General features: G+C 68.0%; 24 protein-coding genes. 9 read left to right on the top strand and 15 right to left on the bottom strand.

The window, feature by feature from the left end; genetic code table 11:
- Positions 1-168 precede the first annotated feature (168 nt).
- Complete coding sequence (locus tag PQB87_RS07535; protein WP_048025927.1) at positions 169-1389, top strand: CaiB/BaiF CoA transferase family protein; 1221 nt, start codon at positions 169-171, stop codon at positions 1387-1389.
- Between the two features lie 96 nt (positions 1390-1485).
- Here PQB87_RS07535 and PQB87_RS07530 read toward each other — a convergent pair whose 3' ends face one another.
- Positions 1486-2040: an RBBP9/YdeN family alpha/beta hydrolase gene (locus PQB87_RS07530; protein WP_060156198.1), complete on the bottom strand. Its 555-nt coding sequence runs from the start codon at positions 2038-2040 to the stop codon at positions 1486-1488.
- Between the two features lie 178 nt (positions 2041-2218).
- Positions 2219-2428, bottom strand: a complete 210-nt coding sequence (locus PQB87_RS07525; protein WP_011351716.1) for an ornithine acetyltransferase — start codon at positions 2426-2428, stop codon at positions 2219-2221.
- 244 nt (positions 2429-2672) lie between these two features.
- Here PQB87_RS07525 and PQB87_RS07520 point away from each other — a divergent pair, with 244 nt between their 5' ends.
- Both PQB87_RS07520 and PQB87_RS07515 read left to right on the top strand, forming a co-directional pair.
- Positions 2673-4382, top strand: coding sequence for a glutamine--tRNA ligase/YqeY domain fusion protein (locus PQB87_RS07520; protein WP_027787758.1), 1710 nt, complete (start codon positions 2673-2675; stop codon positions 4380-4382).
- 70 nt (positions 4383-4452) lie between these two features.
- Positions 4453-4962: a hypothetical protein gene (locus PQB87_RS07515; protein ID WP_502291550.1), complete on the top strand. Its 510-nt coding sequence runs from the start codon at positions 4453-4455 to the stop codon at positions 4960-4962.
- 71 nt (positions 4963-5033) lie between these two features.
- Here PQB87_RS07515 and PQB87_RS07510 read toward each other — a convergent pair whose 3' ends face one another.
- The 3 genes from PQB87_RS07510 to PQB87_RS07500 form a co-directional block, all read right to left on the bottom strand.
- Positions 5034-5504 carry an NUDIX domain-containing protein gene (locus tag PQB87_RS07510; protein WP_027787759.1) on the bottom strand — a complete coding sequence of 157 codons (471 nt, stop codon included), beginning with the start codon at positions 5502-5504 and terminating at the stop codon, positions 5034-5036.
- A gap of 11 nt (positions 5505-5515) precedes the next feature.
- Entirely contained in the window at positions 5516-5902 is a 387-nt protein-coding gene (locus tag PQB87_RS07505; RefSeq protein ID WP_021160818.1) for a hypothetical protein, read from the bottom strand.
- A 128-nt stretch (positions 5903-6030) separates the two neighbouring features.
- Positions 6031-7416, bottom strand: coding sequence for a cytochrome-c peroxidase (locus PQB87_RS07500; protein WP_060061191.1), 1386 nt, complete (start codon positions 7414-7416; stop codon positions 6031-6033).
- 224 nt (positions 7417-7640) lie between these two features.
- Between PQB87_RS07500 and PQB87_RS07495 the strand changes: the two genes are divergently transcribed.
- Complete coding sequence (locus tag PQB87_RS07495) at positions 7641-9227, top strand: acid phosphatase (protein WP_059687263.1); 1587 nt, start codon at positions 7641-7643, stop codon at positions 9225-9227.
- A gap of 91 nt (positions 9228-9318) precedes the next feature.
- Here the strand turns inward: PQB87_RS07495 and PQB87_RS07490 are convergent, their stop codons facing one another.
- From PQB87_RS07490 to PQB87_RS07465, 6 genes are all read right to left on the bottom strand, one after another.
- Entirely contained in the window at positions 9319-10770 is a 1452-nt protein-coding gene (locus tag PQB87_RS07490) for an alginate export family protein (RefSeq protein WP_489242773.1), read from the bottom strand.
- Positions 10771-10874: 104 nt separating this feature from the next.
- On the bottom strand, positions 10875-11570 hold the full coding sequence (locus PQB87_RS07485) for a YoaK family protein (protein WP_489242772.1): 696 nt from the start codon (positions 11568-11570) through the stop codon (positions 10875-10877).
- On the bottom strand, positions 11567-12481 hold the full coding sequence (locus tag PQB87_RS07480) for a VOC family protein (protein WP_060061188.1): 915 nt from the start codon (positions 12479-12481) through the stop codon (positions 11567-11569). Before PQB87_RS07480 ends, PQB87_RS07485 begins: the two co-directional genes overlap by 4 nt.
- 25 nt (positions 12482-12506) lie before the next feature.
- The gene (locus PQB87_RS07475) at positions 12507-12959 is read right to left on the bottom strand and encodes a DoxX family protein (RefSeq protein WP_060206430.1); all 453 of its coding nucleotides are present in this window, start codon (positions 12957-12959) and stop codon (positions 12507-12509) included.
- Between the two features lies 1 nt (position 12960).
- On the bottom strand, positions 12961-14853 hold the full coding sequence (locus PQB87_RS07470) for an amidohydrolase (protein ID WP_111939764.1): 1893 nt from the start codon (positions 14851-14853) through the stop codon (positions 12961-12963).
- A gap of 19 nt (positions 14854-14872) precedes the next feature.
- Positions 14873-15040: a DUF1427 family protein gene (locus tag PQB87_RS07465; protein WP_060173866.1), complete on the bottom strand. Its 168-nt coding sequence runs from the start codon at positions 15038-15040 to the stop codon at positions 14873-14875.
- Positions 15041-15157: 117 nt separating this feature from the next.
- Between PQB87_RS07465 and PQB87_RS07460 the strand changes: the two genes are divergently transcribed.
- Positions 15158-16081 carry a LysR family transcriptional regulator gene (locus tag PQB87_RS07460; protein WP_059682226.1) on the top strand — a complete coding sequence of 308 codons (924 nt, stop codon included), beginning with the start codon at positions 15158-15160 and terminating at the stop codon, positions 16079-16081.
- A 22-nt stretch (positions 16082-16103) separates the two neighbouring features.
- Here PQB87_RS07460 and PQB87_RS07455 read toward each other — a convergent pair whose 3' ends face one another.
- Both PQB87_RS07455 and PQB87_RS07450 read right to left on the bottom strand, forming a co-directional pair.
- Complete coding sequence (locus PQB87_RS07455) at positions 16104-16790, bottom strand: hydrolase (protein ID WP_027787769.1); 687 nt, start codon at positions 16788-16790, stop codon at positions 16104-16106.
- 8 nt (positions 16791-16798) lie between these two features.
- Entirely contained in the window at positions 16799-17074 is a 276-nt protein-coding gene (locus PQB87_RS07450) for a hypothetical protein (RefSeq protein ID WP_146756298.1), read from the bottom strand.
- Here PQB87_RS07450 and PQB87_RS07445 point away from each other — a divergent pair.
- Genes PQB87_RS07445 through PQB87_RS07430 form a run of 4 tightly spaced genes read left to right on the top strand, consistent with a single transcriptional unit; the run spans position 17073 to position 20278 of the window.
- On the top strand, positions 17073-17333 hold the full coding sequence (locus tag PQB87_RS07445) for a DUF1427 family protein (RefSeq protein ID WP_059682222.1): 261 nt from the start codon (positions 17073-17075) through the stop codon (positions 17331-17333). The genes PQB87_RS07450 and PQB87_RS07445 overlap by 2 nt on opposite strands.
- 10 nt (positions 17334-17343) lie before the next feature.
- Positions 17344-18924 carry a cation:proton antiporter gene (locus tag PQB87_RS07440; protein WP_111939763.1) on the top strand — a complete coding sequence of 527 codons (1581 nt, stop codon included), beginning with the start codon at positions 17344-17346 and terminating at the stop codon, positions 18922-18924.
- Positions 18925-18971: 47 nt separating this feature from the next.
- A complete protein-coding gene (locus PQB87_RS07435) occupies positions 18972-19364 on the top strand; it encodes an OsmC family protein (protein ID WP_489242771.1) in 393 nt (130 codons plus the stop codon).
- Positions 19365-19396: 32 nt separating this feature from the next.
- Positions 19397-20278: a pirin family protein gene (locus PQB87_RS07430; RefSeq protein ID WP_489242770.1), complete on the top strand. Its 882-nt coding sequence runs from the start codon at positions 19397-19399 to the stop codon at positions 20276-20278.
- A gap of 90 nt (positions 20279-20368) precedes the next feature.
- On the opposite strand, the gene PQB87_RS07425 is transcribed toward PQB87_RS07430, so the two are convergent.
- Positions 20369-20572 (bottom strand): hypothetical protein, encoded by a 204-nt coding sequence (locus PQB87_RS07425; RefSeq protein WP_027787773.1) that lies wholly within the window; start codon positions 20570-20572, stop codon positions 20369-20371.
- Positions 20554-22110, bottom strand: a complete 1557-nt coding sequence (gene bcsG / locus PQB87_RS07420) for a cellulose biosynthesis protein BcsG (protein ID WP_124475692.1) — start codon at positions 22108-22110, stop codon at positions 20554-20556. The genes PQB87_RS07425 and bcsG overlap by 19 nt, the downstream gene beginning before the upstream one ends.
- Between the last annotated feature and the right edge of the window lie 10 nt (positions 22111-22120).

Below are 22120 nucleotides of genomic sequence, written 5' to 3'. Positions count from 1 at the left end.
ATCGATTATACGGGATCGGGGCCGGCTTCCGGGCAAAGCGCCGGCAAAGCGGCTCGGCCATCCGGACGGCCCGGCTGGGCCACCCGGATGGCCGATTCGCCTTAAGATGCTCGGCATGCCAATTCGCCTTGCCCGCCAAGGCCAGCCATGAAAGGAGACGATTCGACGATGGGTGCCCTGAGCCATATCCGCGTGCTGGACCTCACCCGCGTGCTCGCGGGCCCGTGGTGCGCGCAGACGCTTGCCGATTTCGGCGCGGACGTGATCAAGGTCGAGCGCCCGGGCGCCGGCGACGACACGCGCCACTGGGGGCCGCCGTACCTGAAGGACGCGGACGGCGCGGATACCGCCGAGGCCGCGTACTACCTGGCGGCGAACCGCAACAAGCGCTCGGTGACGGTCGACATCGCCACGCCCGAGGGCCAGCAGATCGTGCGCGAACTCGCCGCGCAAAGCGACGTCGTGCTCGAGAACTACAAGGTCGGCCAGTTGAAGAAATACGGGCTCGATTACGAATCGCTGCGCGCGGTGAAGCCCGACCTCGTCTACTGCTCGGTCACCGGCTTCGGCCAGACGGGCCCGTACGCGCACCGTGCCGGCTACGACTTCATCGTCCAGGGGATCGGCGGCTTCATGAGCATCACCGGCGAACGCGACGGCGAGCCGGGCGGCGGCCCGCAGAAGGCCGGCGTCGCGATCGCCGACCTCGCGACCGGCCTCTACTCGACGATCGCGGTGCTCGCCGCCCTCACCCACCGCGACCGGACGGGCGAAGGCCAGTACATCGACATGGCGCTGCTCGACGTGCAGGTCGCGCTGCTCGCGAACATGAACACCAACTTCCTCGCGAGCGGCAAGCCGCCGGTGCGCTGGGGCAACGCGCATCCGAACATCGTGCCGTACCAGACGTTCCAGACGAGCGACGGGTGGATCATCGTCGCGGTCGGCAACGACGGACAGTTCCGCAAGTTCGTCGAGGCGGGCGGCCGGCCCGAGCTGGCCGACGACGAGCGTTTCGCGACGAATCCGTCGCGCGTGCGTCACCGCGACACGCTGGTGCCGATCCTCGCGGAAATGGTGAAGGCACGCGGCAAGGCCGACTGGATCGACGTGCTCGAAGCGGCCGGCGTGCCGTGCGGGCCGATCAACGATCTCGACGAGGTGTTCGACAACGAGCAGGTCGTCGCGCGCGGGATGCAGGTGTCGCTGCCGCACCCGAGCGGCGCGAACGCGAAGCTCGTGCGCAACCCGATCCGGATGAGCGTGACGCCGCCTGACGCGCGTACCGCCCCGCCGCTGCTCGGCGCGCAGACCGACGACGTGCTGCGCGACATGCTCGGCTACGACGACGCGAAGATCGCCCGGCTGCGCGCGAAACAGGCGATCTGAGAGGCGATCTGAGAGGTGGCCCGAGCACGGCGCCCGGCGCCGGTGCCGGCGGGCAGGCGGCTGCCGCAGTTGCCGCAGCCGCCCCGCCGCGCGCCGTCAGCCGCGGCGGGCAAGCGCGTCGAGCCAGCCGCGCGCCTCGGGCCAGTCGCCGAGCCCGCTGTCCGCATTGATGTGGCCACGCGGGCCGATATCGTGGAATGCGCTGCCCCATGCGTTCGCGCAACTGCGCGCGAACGCGGGCGAGCCGTACGGATCGTCGCTGCTGGCGACGACGCAGGTCGGAAACGGCAGCCGTTCGAGCGGCACGGGCCCGAAGCCGTGCGCATCGGCCGGAAACGCGGGGCCGCCCGGGTCGGGCAGCGCGACGAGCAGCGCGCCGCGCACCTTCGCGAGCGCGGCCGGGCGCGCATAGCGGGTCGCCCACCACGCGGTGGTGAGCGTGCCGAGACTGTGGCCGGCGATCAGCACCGGCCCGCGCGCGGCTTCGACCGCGCGATCGAGCGCGAGACACCAGCCGTTGCGGAACGCACGGTCCCAGTCGGGCATCGCGACGCGCGAGAAACGTGCATCGGCACGCTCCCAGCGGCTCTGCCAGTGAAGCGGGCCCGAATTGGCGTAACCCGGCAGGACGAGAACGGGGAATGAGCTCATGGAAGGTGCGTCGACGGGTGAAATCGTTATGTGGCGTCGACGCAGTGTCGCACACCCGTTCCTCCCTGATGCTGCCTGTCTGAAACCGGAAGGATGTGCATGGGGCCGGGACGCGTGCGGGACGGCGTCGCGACCGGACGACGAGCCGCGTGGCACGCGGCTCGCGTCATGTCATCGATCAGCGCACGTTCGCGCCGACGATACCGCCCGCCGCGGCGCCGGCGACCGTGCCGAGCGGGCCGCCCGTCACCAGGTAGCCGAGCGCGCCGCCCGCGGCCGCGCCGATGCCGGCATTGCGCTGCGTATGCGTCATGGCGCACGCGCCGAGTTGCGACAGGGCCGCGACGATCACGGCGGTACGAACGATAAACGTGGTCTTCTTCATCATGATTGTTGGTGTCCTCTCGCCGCGCGGTTGTGCGAACGGCGGCATTGAATCGGTGAAGCCATCATAGGCAACGCCAAACGGCCCGGGCAATCCGATTTACGTCGTGTTACAGCCGACACAATATCGAGATAATCCGTCGAAACCCGCGCCTGCCGCGCCGCCAGCCGCGCGGGACGGACCCCGGTCAGGTAGAATCACGGGATTAAACCGGCGCGACGCGCCGACACAACCTGACGCCATCCGCATGAGCACCGAACGCAACGACGCCCCCGCGGCTTCCAATTTCATCCGCAACATCATCGACGACGACAACCGCACCGGCAAATGGGGCGGCCGCGTCGAAACACGCTTCCCGCCCGAGCCGAACGGCTACCTGCACATCGGCCATGCCAAGAGCATCTGCCTGAACTTCAGCGTCGCACGCGACTACGGCGGCGTGTGCCACCTGCGCTTCGACGATACGAACCCGGAAAAGGAAAGCGTCGAGTACGTCGACTCGATCGTCGACGCGGTGCGCTGGCTCGGCTTCGACTGGCGCAAGGACGCGGTCGATCACCAGTACTTCGCGAGCGACTACTACGACAAGCTGTACGAGTTCGCCGAGCTGCTGATCCAGCGCGGCAAGGCATACGTCGACAGCCAGAGCGCGGAAGAAATGCGCGCGAACCGCGGCTCGCTGACCGAAGGCGGCAAGCCGTCGCCGTTCCGCGACCGCACGCCGGAAGAAAACCTCGACCTGTTCCGCCGCATGAAGGCCGGCGAGTTCAAGGAAGGCGAGCACGTGCTGCGCGCGAAGATCGACATGGCTTCGCCGAACATGAACATGCGCGACCCGGTGATCTACCGGATCCGCTACGCGCACCACTACCGCACCGGCGACGCGTGGTGCGTGTACCCGATGTACGACTACACGCACTGCATCTCGGATGCGCTCGAAGGCATCACGCATTCGCTGTGCACGCTCGAATTCGAGGATCACCGCCCGCTGTACGACTGGGTGCTGAACGAACTCGCGGAAGCCGGCATGTTCACGCGCCCGCTGCCGCAACAGATCGAATTCTCGCGGCTGAACCTCACGTACGCGATCACCAGCAAGCGCAAGCTGCTGCAGCTCGTCACCGAAGGCCACGTCGACGGCTGGGACGACCCGCGGATGCCGACGATCGTCGGCGTGCGCCGCCGCGGCTTCACGCCGGAGAGCATTCACCTGTTCTGCGAGCGGATCGGCGTGACGAAGATCGATTCGTGGATCGACATGAGCATCTTCGAAGGCGCGCTGCGCGACGACCTCGACGACAAGGCCGCGCGCACGGTCGCCGTGCTCGATCCGCTGAAGCTCGTGATCGACAACTACCCGGAAGACCTCGAGGAAGCGTGCACGGCGCCCGTGCATCCGCACCATCCGGATCGTGGCGTGCGCACGTTCCCGATCTCGCGCGAGCTGTGGATCGAGCGCGAGGATTTCGTCGAGAACCCGCCGAAGGGCTATTTCCGCCTGTTCCCGGGCAACAAGGTGCGCCTACGCTACGGCTACGTGATCGAGTGCACGGGCTTCGACAAGGACGCCGACGGCAACGTGACGGCCGTGCACTGCAACTACTTCCCGGACAGCAAGTCGGGCACCGAAGGCGCGAACAACTACAAGGTCAAGGGCAACATCCACTGGGTCAGCGCGAAACATGCGCAGCCGGCCGAAGTGCGGATCTACGACCGCCTGTTCAAGGAGCCGCATCCGGACGCGGGCGGCGCGAACTTCCTCGAGGCGCTGAATCCCGATTCGAAGAAGATCGTCCAGGCATACGTCGAGCCGGGCAACAGCGACATCGCGCCGGAAACGCGCGTGCAGTTCGAGCGCCACGGCTACTTCGTGGCCGATCGTGTCGATTCGAAGCCGGGCAAGCCCGTGTTCAACCGGATCGTCGGGCTGCGCGACAGCTGGGGCAAGCCGGCCTGACGGATCGGACAGGCGCGGCGCCGGTCGCCCGCGCCTGACCCGTTCGTCATGCACGACAACGGCTGCGCCGATGCGCAGCCCGACCGGCCGCTCGCCGGGGCAGCCTGCCCCGAATGCCACGTCAGGAACCGTCGCCATGCCCTATTCGCTGCAGGCCATCGTCGCCAGATCCGGCGCATTTGCGTCGGCGCCGCTGCCGCGGGGGCTGCGCGTCGTCCGCCTGCGCGGCGACATCGACATGGTCCCGTTCGACACCGCGTTCCGGAACGCTCACGCCATCCCGTTCTGTCCGTTGACCGACGGGGGCCACACGGTGCTGCCGCCGGCACTTCTGTCGCTGTGTGAACAGCTGAGCGCGCACGCTGCACTGGCCTATGTCGAAGCCGAATTCTTCGGCGGCAGCGGCACCCAGGCGCATGCGCGCTTCGCGGATGGCCGCGCAAGCGGCCCGCTCGTCGTGTCGGACCATGCGATCAACGAAGCGCTTCGCCATCTCGGCGTCGCCAAGGGCGACGCGTTCGACGAGTTCGAAGCAATCGGCCTCGACCAGCATCGCGACACCGATCGATGGCTGACCTGACTCGCCGGCCGCGAATCGCGACAAACCATGAAAAAACCGGCTTGCGCCGGTTTTTTTATTGCATGCCGGGGTTACGCGCCGGTCAACCGCCGATGCAGATCCACCAGCGACAGCTTCGTGCGAAACAGCCGCGCGAGGCTGCGGCTCGCATACGCGTCGATGTCGGCCGGCACGGTCCAGCGATACGCATCCATCTCGGGAATCATCGAGCCGTCGCGACGGCTCGGAAACAGCGACGTGCACGTGCACTGCGCGGGATCGATCTCGCCTTCGGCCACCTGCACCGCGAACAGGTGCAGATCCTTGTCGTGCCGGTACGCGAAGCGGCCGAGATCGAGCAACCGGGCCGGCGCCAGCGCGATGCCGGTTTCCTCGAGCAGTTCGCGCAGCGCGGCGTCGGCCGGCGATTCACCCGGCTCGCCCTGCCCCTTCGGGATATCCCAGTGCGTGGTGTCCGTCGCGTGCGCGAGGAACACGCGGCCGGCCGCATCGAGGATCACGACGCCGCACGACACCGTGCGCGGCGCGTCGCCCCGCTTCATCACACGCGTGCTCAGCGCTTCTGCAACTGCCACTTGCCCGCGTCGGTCTTGCAATAGACGGGCTTGAGCGTCATCGTCTGGCCCTTCGCGGTGATTTCGGTGGCGATTTCGCGGCAGGTCTTGCCGTCCGTCTCGGTCGTGGTCGGCGTGAGCTTCGCATCGATCTGCGTGCCGCGGCCGCTGCTCTGCCACGTCGTGGCCTCGCCGTCCTTGCCTTCATCGCGTGCTTGCACAACCGCCTTCGTGAGCGACGCACGGTCGGCCTTGCTGAAATAGCTGATCGGCGTGTCGTTCAGGAAGTTCAGGTTGTTCTGCGCATGGGCGGGCAGCATCGCGGCTGCGCATGCGGCGCCGGCCAGCACGCGCGTGACGACGGAAAGGGATGCACGCATCGACATGTTGTTCTCCTTGGATGTTCGATCGAACGGCGCGGTGTGCATGCCGGCGAACCGGGGGCCGGCCCTCCGGCACGCACACCGCGCCTGTCAGCGAGCGAGGATAGCATGCGTGCCGTCCGCACCGCCTTCTAGTGGCCGGCCGGCGCGGCCGTTTGCCGATATCCGTCAGTCAGCGTGCCGAGGAAGGCGATCACGTCCTTGATCTCGGCCGCGTTCAGCGCCGGCTGCTCGCCGCGCTTGCGGTCGAACGGCGCCTCGCGGTTGATGTTCGGCCAGTAGCGTTTCGGCAGATCGTCATAGATCTGCACCTTGCCGTGCACGACCGGATAGAACTTCTCCGGATGAATGTCGCGCTCGACGTAGAAGCGCATCACGTCCTCGAGCGTGTGATACACGCCGTTGTGGAAGAACGTCTTGCGCAGCGCGACGTTGCGCAGCGACGGCGTGCGGAACAGCCCGCAGAATTCGTCGCGGCCCTTCAGGTCGGTACGCTCGGGGCCGCACGCGCCGAGGTCGTGGAAACGCGGGTCGCGATTGACCGGCAGCGCGCGATTGCGCGGCACCGCGATCGCGATCAGCCCGAAATCGCTGAACTGCGGCGGCGTGCCGTCGAGTGCGCGCTGGCTGATGTGGCAGCTCGCGCAGTTGCCCTTCTTCTCGTCGTTGAACAACTGCAGGCCACGCATTTCGGCCGGCGTGAGCTGCGCCTGGCCCGCGAGATACGCGTCGTACTTGCTCGTGTACGGCGAAAACAGCTCGGGCGTCTGCTCGAACGTTTCGAGCGCGCGCAGCACGGCCTTGAACGTGGCCGCATCGTCGTCGAGCACCTTCACGCCGAACACCGCGCGGAACTCCTCCGCGTACGGCGCGGCCTTCACGGCCTGCGCGACCTTCGCCGGCGAGCTGTTCATCTCGAACGGCGACGTGAGCGGAATACGCGCCTGCTCGGCGCCCGTGTCGACGCGGCCGTCCCACGTGAGGCCGCCCGTCGGGCCGGCATCGACGCTCTCGTCGCCTTCGTCGTCGGAATCGTGGAAGTGCTCGGTGAACTGCGGCACGCCCTGCAGGTACTTGAGCGACGGCACCGCACGAAAGCCCGGATGCTTCATGTCGTCGCCGCCTAACTGCACGTCCAGCGCATTGGGCGGCCCGAATGCGTGATCGGGGCTGTGACACGACGCGCACGCGAGCTTGCCGGAACCTGACAGCGTAGGGTCGAAGAAAAGTTGCTTGCCGAGCGCCGTCATCCGGCGCACGCCTTCGTAAACTTGTGCCCGCGTCTGCGGCTGGTTCGTCGCGACCACGGCGCCGCTCGCGGCAACCGTTGCGGACGCAACCGGGTGTGCGCCGCCCGGCGCGCTCGCCACGCTCGCGGCCTGCGCGGACGGCGTACCGGCACCGGGCTGTCCGTCACAGCCGGCAACGGTGACGAGCGTGGCGGCCAGCGCGAATGCGCCGGTGAAATGCAGCCACGAACGCGCGAACGCGCCGGCTGTCGGTTGGCGAGGCTTCATCGATTCGTCGGAAAGTAGGTTCAGGAGCGGCCGGAGTTTATGTCAGCCGCATGACCGTTGCATGACGACTCGTCGACAGCCAATCGAAAGGACGCCTACACCCGCCTGTCAAATCGCACCCTCAAAATGCGTGCAGCCGGACATGCCACGGTCACCTCGCGAACCGGCGGTGCACGGATGCGCCGGTTCCCCACGCGACAAGAGAGAGATAGAGAGTACAACGGATGAAAAACCACGCCTGGATTCGCTTTACACCGATCGCCGTTGCCGCGGCCGCCGCCCTCACCGCCTGCGGCGGCGACGACGTGCAGCAGCAGGGCCTGTCGACGGTCAAGAACGTCGTCGTGATCTACGCGGAAAACCGCAGCTTCGACAACCTGTACGGCAACTTCCCCGGCGCGAACGGCCTGCAGAACGTGACCGCGGCCAGCGCGCAGCAGAAGGACCGCAACGGCCAGCCGCTCGCGACGCTGCCGAAGGCCTGGGGCGGCCTGACCGCGAAGGGCGTGACGCCGGCCGTGACCGAGGCGATGACGGCCAACCTGCCGAACGCGCCGTTCGCGATCGACGACCCGAACGGCTTCAACACGCCGATGAGCGTGACGACGCGCGACCTGTATCACCGCTTCTACGAGAACCAGATGCAGATCAACGGCGGCAAGAACGACATGTTCGCCGCATGGGCCGACTCGGGCGGCCTCGTGATGGGCCACTACACGCCCGACGCGACGAAGCTGCCGCTGTGGAAGATCGCGCAGCAGTTCACGCTGGCCGACAACTTCTTCATGGGCGCGTTCGGCGGCTCGTTCCTGAACCACCAGTACCTGATCTGTGCGTGCGCGCCGTTCTACGCGAACGCGAACAAGAGCCCGGCCGCCGCTTCGATCTCGGCCGTCGCCGCCGACGGCAAGTCGCTGCAGCTCGCGAGCAACTCGCCTGCTTCCGCGCTCGACGGCGCGCCGAAGTTCGTGAACTCGGGCAACCTGACGCCGGACTTCTACGCGATCAACACGATGCAGCCGCCGTACCAGCCGAGCGGCAACAAGGCGGCTTCGGGCGGCGATCCGAACCTCGCCGACCCGTCGGCCGCGACGACGCTGCCGCCGCAGTCGCAACAGAACATCGGCGACCTGCTGACCAACGCGGGCGTGTCGTGGGCGTGGTACGGCGGTGCGTGGAACCAGGCACTGCAGGCCGCGCAAAGCGGCACGGCGAACGTGATCTACGGCCCGAACATGACGGCGCCGAACTTCCAGCCGCACCACCAGCCGTTCAACTACTACGCGAACCAGGCACCGGGCAGCACGAGCCGCGCGCAGCACTTGCTCGACGGCGGCACCGACGGCAGCGAGTTCATCAAGGCGATCGACGCGGGCACGCTGCCGCAGGTCGCGTTCTACAAGCCGCAGGGCAACCTGAACGAGCACCCGGGTTACACGGACGTCGCGAGCGGCGACCAGCACATCGCGAACGTGCTCGCGCACCTGCAGGCGAGCCCGCAGTGGAAGAACATGGTCGTGGTCGTCACGTACGACGAAAACGGCGGCTTCTGGGATCACGTGTCGCCGCCGAAGGGCGACCGCTGGGGCCCGGGCACGCGCATTCCGGCGCTGATCGTGTCGCCGTTCTCGAAGAAGGGTTTCGTCGACCACACGCAGTACGACACCGCGTCGATCCTGCGCTTCATCACGCGCCGCTTCTCGCTGCCGCGCCTCGCCGGCCTGCAACAGCGCGACGACGCGCTGAAGGCCAACGGCGGGCAGCCGATGGGCGACCTGACGAACGCGCTGCAACTGTCGCCGAACCTGTAACGGCATCGCGACAGGCGGGCCGGTGTCATCGCCGGCCCGAACGCACGAAGGGCGGCCTCCCGGCCGCCCTTTTTTCATCGGTACGCGCGCGTCACCAGCCGTACTTCAGCTCGACCCCGACATAGTCGGCGTTGTGCCCGCCCGCCTCGCGGATCGCATCGCCGACCTGGAAATGCACGGCCTCGACCGCGCCGATCAGGTTCGCGGCGATCGTCCAGTCGGCACGCAGCTGCACGTACATCCCGGTCCACAACCCGCCCTTGCCTGCCGTGCCCGGCACCACCGCGTTGCCCTGCTGGTAGACGGCATCGCCGGTCGTCTCGCGCCACTGGAAACCGAGCGCACCGAGCAGCGACAGGTTCGGCGACGGCTTCAGCGTCACCGACGGCTTCACGTGGATCAGGTTCGAATACCCGGTGAAGCCGGCGAGCGTGAAGTAATAGCCGTTCGGAAACAGCGGATTGAAGGTCTCGACACGGCCGTCGTGCGGATGCCGGTCGCCCGACGCCGCATCGACCTGCAGCGCGATGCGCGGCGACCACGGCGCGTCGAGCCGGTAGCCGGCGATCGAGCCGACCGCCCACGCGCGGATCGTGCTGCTGCCGACCGTGCCCGTCTGCAGCATCGTTTCGAGATCCCAGTCGAAGCGGCCGTGCGTGCCGGTGTAACGCAGGTCCCACACGTCACGGCGCTCCGCGCCGCTCGCATCGAGAAAGCGCGCGCTGCTGCGGTTGTAGCGCGACCAGTAGCCCGACAGGTCGCCAGGCCCGACCGACTGCCGCTCGAAGCGCACGCCGCTGAACGTGAGGTCGCGGTTCGACACGTCGTCGAACGCGGACACGGTGCGGTTCTGCACCGGCTGCGTCGCATACGCGATGAAGCGCCACTTCCGGTACTCGTAGTCGGCCCACACCGCATCGAACGCCTGCCGCACGTTCGGGCCGTCGCGCGCGGCGATGAAGCGCTGCAGGTCGAACGCCATTTCCTGCCGGCCGACGCGGAACTTGAACGTCCCGCCGCCGAGCGCGCCCGTGTAGGTCGCGAACGCCTGCTCGAGATCGAGCGGGTTCCTGTCGACCGGCGAGATCGTGTTCTTGCCGAATGCGCGGTCGTCCTGCAACTGCACGAAGAACTGCCAGTGCTGGCCGAGATGCGCGTCGGCATGCACCTCGACACGCTGGATCAGGTACGTATCCGATTGCGCGGAGCCAATGCCGAACAGCGGCGCGTCGTTGGTCTCGAGGCGCTCGCGCAGGTTCACGCCGAGCGACAGATAGGAGGCCGGATCGTTGCCGAGCGGGATGTATTTCAAGCCGTCGAGCGGTGCGCGCGGCACGCACGGATTCGCGAGCACCGACCAGTCCTCCTGCCAGCGGTTGAACAGCACGGTCGGCCGCTTGGCCGTGCAGGTCGCGGCGGGTGCGCCGTCGGCGGCGGCCGGTGCGGTCTCCGCATCCGCTCGAGCCGCATCGGTACCCGCGAGCAGCAGCCCCGCGACGAGCGACGCGCGGGCAACCCGGTCGAGGCGACCGGCTCGCGGCATCGCTCGAAGTTGCCCGCCCGCCGCAGCCGTTCGTTCACGCTCGCGTGGATCCGCGCGGCCCGCTCGCCGGTCAGGGTCGCCGCGCAGCCCGCCGCGCCGCCCGATCACGCATGCTCCCGCGCGGCGGTACCGGCGGACATCCCCGCGCAGGCCGCCAGTCCCGCAAGCGCGACGGCCGGAGCCAGCAGCGCCCAGAACCCGAGATAGCGAAAGCCCAGCGCGCCGGCCATCGCGCCGAACGCGAACGCGACGATCGCCGGCCACATCTTCGCGAAGCGCGCGCGTGCCGCCGTGCGCACGCTGTCGGGCGTGCCGGCGGACAGCAGGTCGACGACGTCGAGAATCGCCTGCGTGACGTTGCCGGTCATCACCGTGTTCGGCACGCCGGCGCGCGCGATCACGCGCGGATGCGCGTTCTGGATGCCCATCGCGAACGTGCCGACGATGCCGGCCAGCAGCACCGGCAGGCTGTCGGATTGCGTGACGGGCGACGCCCACACGCCGGCCGCGCAGAAGCCGAGCAGCAGCACGGCCTGGACCGCATGCAGCGCCCGCGTGCCCTGCCACGCGGGCCGCCCGGAAAACGCGCGTGCGATCAGGCTGCTCGCGACGACACCGCACACGAACGCGGGAAACACGCTCAGCTTCAGCAGGACGCCCTGGCCGAACCCCGCGGCCCCCGCGCCGATCAGCACGAAGTTGCCGGTCACGTGCGCGGTGAACAGCCCGAACAGCGCGACGAAGCTCAGCGTGTCGACGAAGCCGGCCACCGCGGCAAGGATCGTATCCTCGTACTTCATCGCGCCGCACCCGCGTGGATTTCGGCGACATAACCGCCGGGGAACCGGACCAGCGCCGCGTCGCGCCCGTCCGCCGTGTACGGCGGCACGAGCACGTCGACGCCGGCCGCCCGGGCTTTCTCCAGCGTTGCGGCCAGGTCGGGCACCTCGTAGCCCGTCGTCTCGTGCCCGTACGGATAAGGCAGGTGGCCGTCCGTCACGAGCACCGTCATCTTGCCGAAGCCCGACGTGATGCGAATGCGGCGATAGGTGTCGTTCGGGCGGCCGATCTCGACGCCGGGCGCCTTCAGATCGTCGGACACCACCTTGCCGTTCGAGAACTTGACGAAGTCGTGCACGAACTTGCGCACGCTCTGCGGCGACACGTACACGCGATTCTCGGGGATCGTCTGCAGTGCGTCGTACTTCGGCGCCTGCGTGTGCCAGTAGAGCTGCATCTTCACGCCGCCCGTCCACGCGATCACCGCATCGCGGCCGATCGGATCGGGGAACGTGTCGACGATCACTTCCGCGCCGTGCTCGCGCGCCACCTTCATCGCTGCGTCCATGTCGGTGACGAGATAACCCGTGCGCTCCGCGCCGAACGGCCAGGGAGTCGGCGTCTTGAAGCCGAACACCGAGATCGTGCCGGCCGGCGTGAACACGAGCTGCGACATCGTCTGGCTCGGTGTCGGCGTGACCTGGAACACGCCCTGCTTCGACTTGCTGCCGCCGAACGTCGCGACGAAGCTGTCGGTGAAGCGATCGAAATCCTCCGGCGCCACGTACACGTGCGTCGTGTCGTATTGCGGCCCGACGGCGAGCGTCGGCGTGGCCGCCGGCAGGACGGGCGGCTTCGCGTACACGGCCGGCGCCGCGACGAGGCCGGCGGCGATCGCCAGCGCGAGCAAGGCGGAACGAATCGTTTTCATGACTGGATGTCCTTGTTGTTGATCGTCATCGAGTGGCACGGCCGTTGCCGGCCGGATACGTCGCATCGGCGAGCCGCGTCGCGAGCACGAGCGCCGCGATCAGCCCGAGATGCTCGAAAAAGCTGTTGAGCGCCATGAAACGCGCGGCACCCGTCTGGTTCCAGAAGTCGTTCGCCACCGCCATCGCGACGAGCGTCAGCATGCCGAGGCCGCCGGCGCCGAGCCACGTGAAGCGGCGAAACACGATGCACAGCGAACCGCCGATCTCGACGACGACCGCCAGTGCAGCCCACAACGCGGGCGGATGCAAACCGAAATGCGCCTGCTCCGCGATTGCTGCGTCGAAGTGCATCGCCTTGTTGATCCCGCCGATCAGAAAGGCGGACACGAGTGCAAGTCGAACCAGCGCACCGATCCACGGCTGCGCGAGCAGCGCACGGATCCACGCGGGGCTGTACCGGCCGGTTGTCGTCGCCATGTCAGACCGCCCAGCAGGAACAGCCGAACGCGCCCCAGAAGCCCTTCGCGTCCGACGTCGGCAATGTGCTGCCCCACGCGCTCGCGTGCGCATGCTGGTGCACGTTGCACGCATTCGCGCAGCCGCACATCGCGGCCGCCGCCGCCGCGCGTTGCAACGGTGCGCCGCTGCGCTGCGTCGCGCCCCAGCCGCCGTACCCGCCGTACTCGCGCACCGGCGACCAGTCCGGCATCGCGGGCGGAATCGGCGCGTCATGCGACGCGAACGGGCCCGCGCCCCACACGATCCGGCCGCCGACCACCGTCAGCAACGCGGTCGTGCCCGCGATGTCGTCCTCCGCGCACGCGAAGAAGTCGCGATCCGGCACGACCACGTCGGCCAGTTGCCCGACCGCGATCCGCCCTTTCTTGCCGACCTCGTTCGAGAACCACGTCACGTATTCGGTCCACATGCGCAGCGCGGTCTCGCGATCGAGCAGGTTGCGCTGCGGATACATGCGCAAGCCACCGATCGTCTTGCCCGTCACGAGCCACGACAGCGACACCCACGGGTTGTACGACGCCACGCGCGTCGCGTCGGTGCCGGCCGACACCTTGAGGCCCTTCGACAGCATCTTCGCGACCGGCGGCGTCGCTTCGGCCGCCTGCGCGCCGTAGCGCTCGACGAAGTATTCGCCCTGGTACGCCATCCGGTGCTGCACCGCGATGCCGCCGCCGAGCGCCGCGATACGATCCATCGATTTTTCGGTGATGGTTTCCGCGTGATCGAAGAACCAGTTCAGCCCTTCGAGCGGGATGTCCTTGTTCACCTTCTCGAACACGTCGAGCGCGCGGCTGATCGTTTCGTCATACGTCGCATGCATGCGCCACGGCCAGCGGTTCTGCGCGAGCACGCGCACGACGCCCTCGAGATCGTCCTCCATCTGCGCGGGCAGGTCCGGACGCGCGACGCGGAAGTCCTCGAAATCGGCCGCCGAGAACACCAGCATTTCGCCCGCGCCGTTGTTGCGGAAGTAGTCGGTGCCGTCGTGATACTTCGTGCTCTTGGTCCAGTTCACGAAGTCTTCCTTCTCGGCGTTCGGCTTCTGCGTGAACAGGTTGTACGCGATCCGGATCGTCATCTCGCCCGCGTCGTGCAGCTTGCGGATCACCTCGTAGTCGTCCGGATAGTTCTGCGAACCGCCGCCCGCGTCGATCACGCCGGTCACGCCGAGACGGTTCAGTTCGCGCATGAAGTGGCGCGTCGAGTTGTACTGGTATTCGAACGGCAGCTTCGGCCCCTTCGCGAGCGTCGCGTACAGGATCGTCGCGTTCGGGTTCGCGAGCAGCAGCCCGGTCGGGTTGCCCGCGGCATCGCGCAGGATCGTGCCGCCCGGCGGCTCCGGCGTGTCCTTCGTGTAGCCGACCACGCGCAGCGCGGCCGCGTTCAGCAGCGCGCGATCGTACAGGTGCAGGATGAACACCGGCGTATCGGGCGCGGCCGCGTTGAGTTCGTCGATCGTCGGCAGGCGCTTCTCGGCGAACTGGTGCTCGGTGAAGCCGCCGACCACGCGCACCCATTGCGGCGCGGGCGTGATCGCCACCTGCCGCTTGAGCATGTCCATTGCAAGCGCGAGCGACGGCACGCCGTCCCAGCGCAGTTCCATGTTGTAGTTCAGGCCGCCGCGAATCACGTGGCAGTGGTTGTCGATCAGGCCCGGCAGCGCGGCGCGGCCCCCGAGATCGACGACCTTCGTCGCGCGGCCCGCGAGCGGCATCACGTCCGCGTCGTGGCCGACCGCGGCGAAGCGGCCGTCCTTGATTGCGACGGCGGTCGCGACGGGGTTCGCGCGGTCGAGGGTCGTGAACCTTCCGTTGTGAAGGATCAGGTCCGGTTGAGTGGCGGGTGCGTTCATCAATGTGTCCTCGATCCAGTCAGAAACCGAGCCAGTGACGGACCGGCGCGACGGCCGCGACGCCGACGAGCATGCCGGCCAGCCCGACCAGGGCAATCAGCGGCGGTGCGGGCGAGCGCACCTTGACCACGCTGTACATGACGCCGACCAGCATGCCGGCACCCAATGAAACGACATACGATTCCATACGCTCCTCACGACTGGATTAGAATGACCCGCATTTCCGCCCGCACGGGCGCCATGCGCTCGCGGCGCGATCCGCTGCCGCCCCACCCGCTTCGCTTGCCTGCCACGCCTTCCAGCCATGCAACATCTTCCCGACCTCGAAGCCTGGGCCATCTTCGCGCGCGTCGCCGAGACCGGTTCGTTCGCCAAGGCCGCCGACCTGCTCGGCGTATCGCAACCGACCGTGTCGAAAGCGATCGCCCGCCTCGAAAAGCGCCTCGGTGCGATGCTGCTGTACCGCACGTCGCGCAAGCTGTCGCTCACGCCGACCGGCGAGCTGCTGCGCGATCGCGCGATCCGGCTGCTCGCCGATGCCGAGCTGATCGAAGGCGAGGCCTCCGCGCATGCGCTCGAACCGCACGGCCTCTTGCGCGTGAACGCGCCGATGTCCTACGGCCTGTGCAATCTCGCGCCGCTGTTGCCCGCATTTCTCGAGCGCTATCCGCGCGTCGACGTCGACCTCGTGCTGACCGACCACTTCGTCGACATCGTGTCCGGCGGCTTCGACGTCGCGATCCGGATCGCCGAACTGAACGATTCGTCGCTGCGTGCGCGCCGCCTGTGCGCTGTGCGCCGGCCGCTCGTCGCGTCGCCCGCGTATCTCGACCGGCACGGCCGGCCGACTCATCCGAGCGAACTCGACCAGCACGTATGCCTGACCTACACGAACATCCCGACGCCCGAATTCTGGCGCTTCCGCCACAAGACGTCGGGCGAGGAATTCGGCGTGCCGGTGCGCGGGCGCATTCGCGCGAACAACGCCGACGTGCTCTGCCCCGCGCTGATCGCCGGCCAGGGCCTCGCGCTGCAGCCGTCGTTCCTGGTGTGGAACGAGTTGCAAAGCGGCGCGCTCGAGGAAGTGATGCATGACTGGAAAATTCCCGATATCAACGTCAACCTCGTCACGCCGCCCGGCATGCTGCGCGCCGCGCGCGTGACGGCGTTGCTCGACTTTCTCGTCGAACACCTGTCGCACGCGCCGTGGGCGCTGCCGCCCGTCTGACCGGGCGGCCGCATGCGGCCGGTTACTTCGCCGGCACGGCCGGAATCGACTCGTGCGGCGTCGCGGTGCGCTGTGCTGCCTTGTGGACCATCGTGTATGCGTAGTCGACGCCCATGCCGTACGCGCCCGAGTGTTCCTTCGCGATCGCCATCACCGCGTCGTAGGTGTCGCGGCGCGCCCAGTCGCGCTGCCATTCGAGCGCGACCTGCTGCCAGGTGACCGGCACGACGCCGGCCTGGATCATCCGCTGCATCGCGTAGTCGTGCGCGTCCTTCGACGTGCCGCCCGACGCATCGGCGACCATGTAGATCTCGTAGTCGCCTTCGAGCATTGCGCAAAGCGCGAACGTCGTGTTGCAGACTTCCGTCCACAGGCCCGACACGACCACCTTCTTGCGGCCGTTCGCGGCCAGCGCGTCGCGCACCTTCTGGTCGTCCCACGAGTTCATCGACGTGCGCTCGAGCGTCTTCTGGTTCGGAAACACGTCGAGCAGTTCGGGATAGGTGTAACCCGAGAAGCTGTCGCTTTCGACCGTCGTGATCGTGGTGGGAATGTTGAATGCCTTCGCGGCCTTGGCGAGCCCGACGACGTTGTTCTTCAGCGTCTGTCGATCGATCGACTGCACACCGAACGCCATCTGCGGCTGCTGGTCGATGAAGATGATCTGGCTATTGTGGGGAGTGAGGACTTCAAGCTTGGCGTTGCTCATGGCGCGAATCATCCTTTGGTCTGGAAACATTCAAGGCTTGCCTCGACCGGGATGGCGGAGGAGCCGGCTGTGCGTTGCCCCGGATTGGCGTGTTCCGGTTGCAGCCATTTAATCGGAAAAGTCGCGGCTCGAACATCCAAGAAATGGAATCGATCGAATTCCGAAAGAGGGGGGCTCCGAGGGCTGTCCGCCCTTTTTTTCCGCACGTAAACCCGATACGCTTCCAGCACATTGAAGGCACCGCCTTCGCGCCCGATCAGCCTATCACGAGAGGTTTTCATCATGAAACCGTATTTTCTGTCGCTGTTCGCCGGCATCCTCGCCGGTGTCATCTACGGCGCGCTCGGCGTGAATTCGCCGGCGCCGCCGATCATCGCGCTCCTCGGCCTGCTCGGCATGCTGGCCGGCGAACAGATCCTCCCGCTCGCGCGCCGGATGCTGTCCGGCTACCGGCTCAATACCGCATGGCGCGACGCACAATGCGGCCAGCACATGTTCGGTACGCTGCCGGGCGGCGCCGCCAACGACCGCAAGCCGTCGTGACGCCAGGCTCATGACCAACGTCGAACTGTTTCATTACCTGCTGCTGTTGATCTGCGGCGCGGGCGCGCTCACGTGGCTCGCCGAACGCATCTCGATTCCGCCGGCCGTCGTGCTGCTGCTCGGCGGCTGCGTGGTCGCGGTCGCCGGCAAGCGCGTGCCCGACATGGACCCGGCGCTGCTGCTCGTGGCCGTGCTGCCGCCGCTGCTGATGTCGAGCGGGTTCTACACCGCGTGGAAGGAATTCCGGCAGGAGCTCGCATCGATCGCGTCGCTCGCGCTCGGCGCGGTGGTGTTCACCACCGTCGCGGTCGCGCTCGCCGTGCATGCCGTGAACCCGGCGCTGCCGTGGGCCGCCTGCTTCACGCTCGGCGCGATCGTGTCGCCACCCGACGCGGTTGCCGCGAAGGCGATCCTGCAGCGCCACCCGCTGCCCGCGCGGCTCGTCGCGGTGCTCGAAGGCGAGAGCCTCGTCAACGATGCGTCGGGCCTGCTGCTGTACCAGATGGCCGTGTCGGCCGCGCTGGCGGTATCGATCACGGCCGCCAGCGCCACCGGCCTGTTCTTCTCGCTGACGCTGATCGGCATCGCGGTCGGCCTCGCGTGCGGCCATGCGATGTGCTGGGTGCTGCCGCGCCTGCGCGACCCGATGCTCGGCATCGTCGTGACCTTCGCGATGGCGTGGGGCAGCTACGGGATCGCGGAAGCCGTCGACGGCTCGGGCGTGCTGTCGGTGGTGACCTGCGGCCTCGTGCTCGGCGTGCGCCAGCATCGCGTGTTCGACGCCGACATGCGGATCAAGGCGAAGGCGACCTGGGAAGCGATCGTGTTCGTGCTCGACGCGCTCGTGTTCATCCTGATCGGCCTCGCGCTGCACGCGATCCTCGCACGCGTGAACCACGAAGGCGCGGTGCTGATGGCCGGCCTGCGCGTCGCGCTGCCCGCCACCGCCGCCGCGATCGGCGCGCGCGTCGTATGGGTGTTCGTCGCGATGTGGCTGCCGGGCCGCCTGCGCGCGCCGCGCGCCGGCCACGCTCCGTGGTCGTGGCGCGAAGCCGTCGTGCTCGGCTGGTCGGGCATGCGCGGTGTCGTGAGCCTCGCGGCCGCGATCGCACTGCCGGCCACCTTCCCCGGCCGCGACCTGATCCTGTTCAGCACGTTCCTGCTGATCATCGCGACGCTCGTCGTGCAGGGCGGCACGCTCGCGCCGCTGATCCGCGTACTGAAGCTGCGCCCGGCCGCGCGGCACACGATGTCCGAGCATGCCGTGCGCGCGCATACGTTCGGCGCGGCGCTCGCCGAACTCGATGCGCTCGAGCAGCGCGGCTCGAGCCTCGAACGCCCTTCGCTCGACCGCCTGCTCGCCGAATACCGGAACCGCGTGACCTTCAACGAACGCGCGCATCGTCATGGCACCGAACCGGCCAACGTGCGGGCGCGCATGCTGCGCGTCGAACTCGACCTCGTCGGCGTGTCGCGCCGCGCGCTGCTCGACCTGCATCGCGACGGCAAGGTCGACGACACGGTGCTGCACCGGATCGAATCGGAACTCGATTTCGAGGAACTGCGCCTGCAGCGCCTGCTCGAACCCTGAAGCCCGGCCAAGCCGCCGCCTCCCCCTTTTCTCCTTATGGAACCGCAATGAGCGAACTGTCCGTCGAAGCAAGCATCGGCGCCGTCGATTACCTCGTCCACTTCACCGACGGCGTCCACCAGTGGCGCGCCGACGAGCCCACGCCGCTCGGCGGCGGCGACACCGCGCCGACGCCCGTCGCGCTGCTGCTGTCGAGCCTCGGCGCATGCACCGCGATCACGCTGAAGATGTATGCGCAACGCAAGGGCTGGCCGCTCGCCGAAGTGCACGTGAAGCTCGCGCACGAATCGGGCAGCGCGGGCAGCACGATCGTGCGCCGCATCATGCTCGACGGCGACCTGTCCGGCGAACAGCGCGAACGCCTGCTGCAGATCGCGAACGCGTGCCCGGTGCACAAGATCCTCTCGCATCCGATCACCATCGATACGGCGATCGCCTGACGCGCCCCGCACCGACCACGAGAATCCCCACCATGTCCGCCTCGATCAAGACCCTGCTCACGCCGCGCGAAAGCGACATCGGCAACCTCGTCGTGCGCCGCGTGCTGCCCGCGCGCGCCGCACGCCTCGTCGGCCCGTTCATCTTCTTCGACGAGATGGGGCCGGCCGTGCTGCCGGCCGGCCGCGGCATCGACGTGCTGCCGCATCCGCACATCGGCCTGGCGACCGTCACCTACCTGTTCGACGGCTCGCTGATGCATCACGACAGCCTCGGCTTCCGGCAGAAGATCGTGCCGGGCGACGTGAACTGGATGACGGCCGGCCGCGGCATCGTGCATTCGGAGCGCTCGCCCGACGAAGAGCGGCCGCGCGAGCAGCCGGTGCACGGGATCCAGACCTGGGTCGCGCTGCCGGTCGAGCATGAAGACACCGCGCCCGCGTTCGTCCATCATCCGGCCGACACGCTGCCGTCGTTCACGCGTGACGGCACGACCGTGCGCGTGATCGCGGGTACCGCGTTCGGGCTCGCGTCGCCGGTCGCCGTGTTCTCGCCGACGCTTTATGCGTATGCGGAATTCGCGGCAGGCGGCACGCTCGCGCTCGATGCCGAACATGAGGAACGCGGCGTGTACCTGGTCGACGGCGACCTCGCCATCGACGGCACGCCGCTCGCCCCCGCGACGATGGCCGTGCTCGAACCCGGCGCGACCGTGGCGCTCGCCAGCGCAAGCGGCGCACGCGTGATGCTGCTCGGCGGTGCGCACCTGCCGGGCGAGCGTTTCATCGAATGGAATTTCGTGTCGAGCGCGCGCGCGAAGATCGACGCGGCCCGCGCCGCGTGGGCCGATCAGACCTTCGGCAAGGTGCCGGGCGAAGAAAACGAATGGACGCGCCAGCCGGAACGCAAGGCGTAATAGGCACAACAGGCACAACAGGCACAACAGGCAGGATCGCCCGCAGGCAACCGATGGCCGGCACGCATGCCGGCCGTCGTCCCGTCCGTGTTACGTCGACGGTTTCAATCCCATCAGCTTCGCCAGTGTCGGCCAGCGGTCGAGCGATTCGATGAACGCACGGCGCGCCTGCTCGTCGACATAACGCCCGGGATCGAGCGCGGGCAGATGCCGTGCGAGGCCGAGCACGTCGTTCGGTTGCGACAGGCGATCGTCGTCGCCGTCACCGTGCAGCATTACTGTTCGTCGATCCATACGCCATCCGGAGTCTTCACCGAGTAACCCTCGGCCGTCTGCATCGTCACCGTGCCCTCGTTCTCGCCGACCATCCGCGTGCGCGGCAGGTCGGCCGCGTATTGCGCGAGCGTCGTGCCCGGCTTGAACGGGCTGTTCGACACGAGGTTCGACAGCAGTTGCGCGAGCGCGAGGAAGCTGGTCGGCTGGTCGATCACGGTCGTCGCGCCGTGATTGCCGGCAAAGCCGACGAGCCGCACGCCCACCGGCCCGTGCACGATCCGCGGCGTCGGGATCTCGCGCAGGCCCGCGACCTGGTACTTGTCGCCGCGCAGCGCGGCGCCGTGCTCGGGCACGAACACGATCACCGCACGGCGGCCCGATTGCGCGATCAGGTCGGCGAGGCGGTCGAAGTCGTCCATCATCTTCGTCACGCGCTGCGGATACGAGTCGATGCTCGTCAGCGAGCTGCCGACGATCCGGTTGCCGTCATGCAGGCTGATCGTGTTGTAGTACAGCGCGACCGGGCCTTGCACCGACGCGCGCTGCGCATACCAGTTCGCGAGCGTCGTGTAGTCGTCCTTGATCGCCGAGCCGTCGAACGCGTGCATCGCAACGGGCGCGGCCGCGTTCGAGATCATCGGCGCGTCGGCCACGCCGATGTTGTCGTGGATCACCTGCAGGAAATTGTCGAAGTGGCCGTCGTGGTTCAGCAGCGACTGCACCGAGTAACCGGCGCTCGCCAGTTGCGAGAACAGGTGGCACTGCTGCGGCGCGGGTTTGTACAGGTCGGCGTGCGCTTCCTGCCCGCAGCTCGCACGCAGCACGCGGATCGCCGCCGGGCCGCTGTAGCTCGCGGCCGTGCTGAAGTTCGAGAACAGGTAGTCGAAATGGCTCAGCATCGGATGGTTGCGCGCCTTCGCGGCATCGAGGTCGTCCCACGACAGCGAGCAGATGTGCAGCACGATCACGTCGAACTGTGCGGCCGGATCGCTGCCGAGGTGGCCGAACGCGACCTGTCGCTGCGACTCCTGCGTGCGGAACGTCGCGAGCGCGGCGTTGTGATCCTCGGGCTGGCCGGCGAGCGTCGTGCCCGCCGCGTTCGCCTGCTGCGGAAGCGGTGCGACGACGCGCGCCATCAGCCCGCTGCCGGCCTGCCACAGCGGCATCACGACCAGCACGGCCAGTACGAAGGTCGCGACGCGCAGCCAGCGGTTGACGATGAAGTAGACGATCAGCACGCCGGCCACCGTCAGCACCAGCACGGGCGGCAGCAGGCGCGGCAGCAGCTCCATCCAGTAGTCGAGGCGGAACGTGCTGACTTCCTGCGCGGCCTCGGCGAGACGGGCAAGCGGCGGCGCATGCAGCTCACGCGCGAGCAGCGGCACCGCGATCGCGATCGCGACGACCTGCCGGACGATGCGCCACGCACGCCGCCGGATCGGCGCGCTCGCCGCGAGCGCCACCGCGAACGCGAGGTTCGCGAGCCAGAACGGCTGCAGGTGTCCGGTCGCGAACAGCGCGAACTTCAGGATGAAATACAGATTCCAGAACGTCATCTAACCCACT

The organism is Burkholderia sp. KL41 (assembly GCF_057005415.2).
Note: the sequence above shows the minus strand (reverse complement) of the source record. Positions and strands in the feature narration are given on the sequence as shown.

Excerpts from the sequence above, each read along its gene's own strand:
- PQB87_RS07535 (WP_048025927.1), top strand. The coding sequence starts at position 169 with ATGGGTGCCCTGAGCCATATCCGCGTGCTGGACCTCACCCGCGTGCTC.
- PQB87_RS07530 (WP_060156198.1), bottom strand. The coding sequence starts at position 2,040 with ATGAGCTCATTCCCCGTTCTCGTCCTGCCGGGTTACGCCAATTCGGGC.
- PQB87_RS07525 (WP_011351716.1), bottom strand. The coding sequence starts at position 2,428 with ATGATGAAGAAGACCACGTTTATCGTTCGTACCGCCGTGATCGTCGCG.
- PQB87_RS07520 (WP_027787758.1), top strand. The coding sequence starts at position 2,673 with ATGAGCACCGAACGCAACGACGCCCCCGCGGCTTCCAATTTCATCCGC.
- PQB87_RS07515 (WP_502291550.1), top strand. The coding sequence starts at position 4,453 with ATGCGCAGCCCGACCGGCCGCTCGCCGGGGCAGCCTGCCCCGAATGCC.
- PQB87_RS07510 (WP_027787759.1), bottom strand. The coding sequence starts at position 5,504 with ATGAAGCGGGGCGACGCGCCGCGCACGGTGTCGTGCGGCGTCGTGATC.
- PQB87_RS07505 (WP_021160818.1), bottom strand. The coding sequence starts at position 5,902 with ATGTCGATGCGTGCATCCCTTTCCGTCGTCACGCGCGTGCTGGCCGGC.
- PQB87_RS07500 (WP_060061191.1), bottom strand. The coding sequence starts at position 7,416 with ATGAAGCCTCGCCAACCGACAGCCGGCGCGTTCGCGCGTTCGTGGCTG.
- PQB87_RS07495 (WP_059687263.1), top strand. The coding sequence starts at position 7,641 with ATGAAAAACCACGCCTGGATTCGCTTTACACCGATCGCCGTTGCCGCG.
- PQB87_RS07490 (WP_489242773.1), bottom strand. The coding sequence starts at position 10,770 with ATGCCGCGAGCCGGTCGCCTCGACCGGGTTGCCCGCGCGTCGCTCGTC.
- PQB87_RS07485 (WP_489242772.1), bottom strand. The coding sequence starts at position 11,570 with ATGAAGTACGAGGATACGATCCTTGCCGCGGTGGCCGGCTTCGTCGAC.
- PQB87_RS07480 (WP_060061188.1), bottom strand. The coding sequence starts at position 12,481 with ATGAAAACGATTCGTTCCGCCTTGCTCGCGCTGGCGATCGCCGCCGGC.
- PQB87_RS07475 (WP_060206430.1), bottom strand. The coding sequence starts at position 12,959 with ATGGCGACGACAACCGGCCGGTACAGCCCCGCGTGGATCCGTGCGCTG.
- PQB87_RS07470 (WP_111939764.1), bottom strand. The coding sequence starts at position 14,853 with ATGAACGCACCCGCCACTCAACCGGACCTGATCCTTCACAACGGAAGG.
- PQB87_RS07465 (WP_060173866.1), bottom strand. The coding sequence starts at position 15,040 with ATGGAATCGTATGTCGTTTCATTGGGTGCCGGCATGCTGGTCGGCGTC.
- PQB87_RS07460 (WP_059682226.1), top strand. The coding sequence starts at position 15,158 with ATGCAACATCTTCCCGACCTCGAAGCCTGGGCCATCTTCGCGCGCGTC.
- PQB87_RS07455 (WP_027787769.1), bottom strand. The coding sequence starts at position 16,790 with ATGAGCAACGCCAAGCTTGAAGTCCTCACTCCCCACAATAGCCAGATC.
- PQB87_RS07445 (WP_059682222.1), top strand. The coding sequence starts at position 17,073 with ATGAAACCGTATTTTCTGTCGCTGTTCGCCGGCATCCTCGCCGGTGTC.
- PQB87_RS07450 (WP_146756298.1), bottom strand. The coding sequence starts at position 17,074 with ATGATGAAAACCTCTCGTGATAGGCTGATCGGGCGCGAAGGCGGTGCC.
- PQB87_RS07440 (WP_111939763.1), top strand. The coding sequence starts at position 17,344 with ATGACCAACGTCGAACTGTTTCATTACCTGCTGCTGTTGATCTGCGGC.
- PQB87_RS07435 (WP_489242771.1), top strand. The coding sequence starts at position 18,972 with ATGAGCGAACTGTCCGTCGAAGCAAGCATCGGCGCCGTCGATTACCTC.
- PQB87_RS07430 (WP_489242770.1), top strand. The coding sequence starts at position 19,397 with ATGTCCGCCTCGATCAAGACCCTGCTCACGCCGCGCGAAAGCGACATC.
- PQB87_RS07425 (WP_027787773.1), bottom strand. The coding sequence starts at position 20,572 with ATGGATCGACGAACAGTAATGCTGCACGGTGACGGCGACGACGATCGC.
- bcsG (WP_124475692.1), bottom strand. The coding sequence starts at position 22,110 with ATGACGTTCTGGAATCTGTATTTCATCCTGAAGTTCGCGCTGTTCGCG.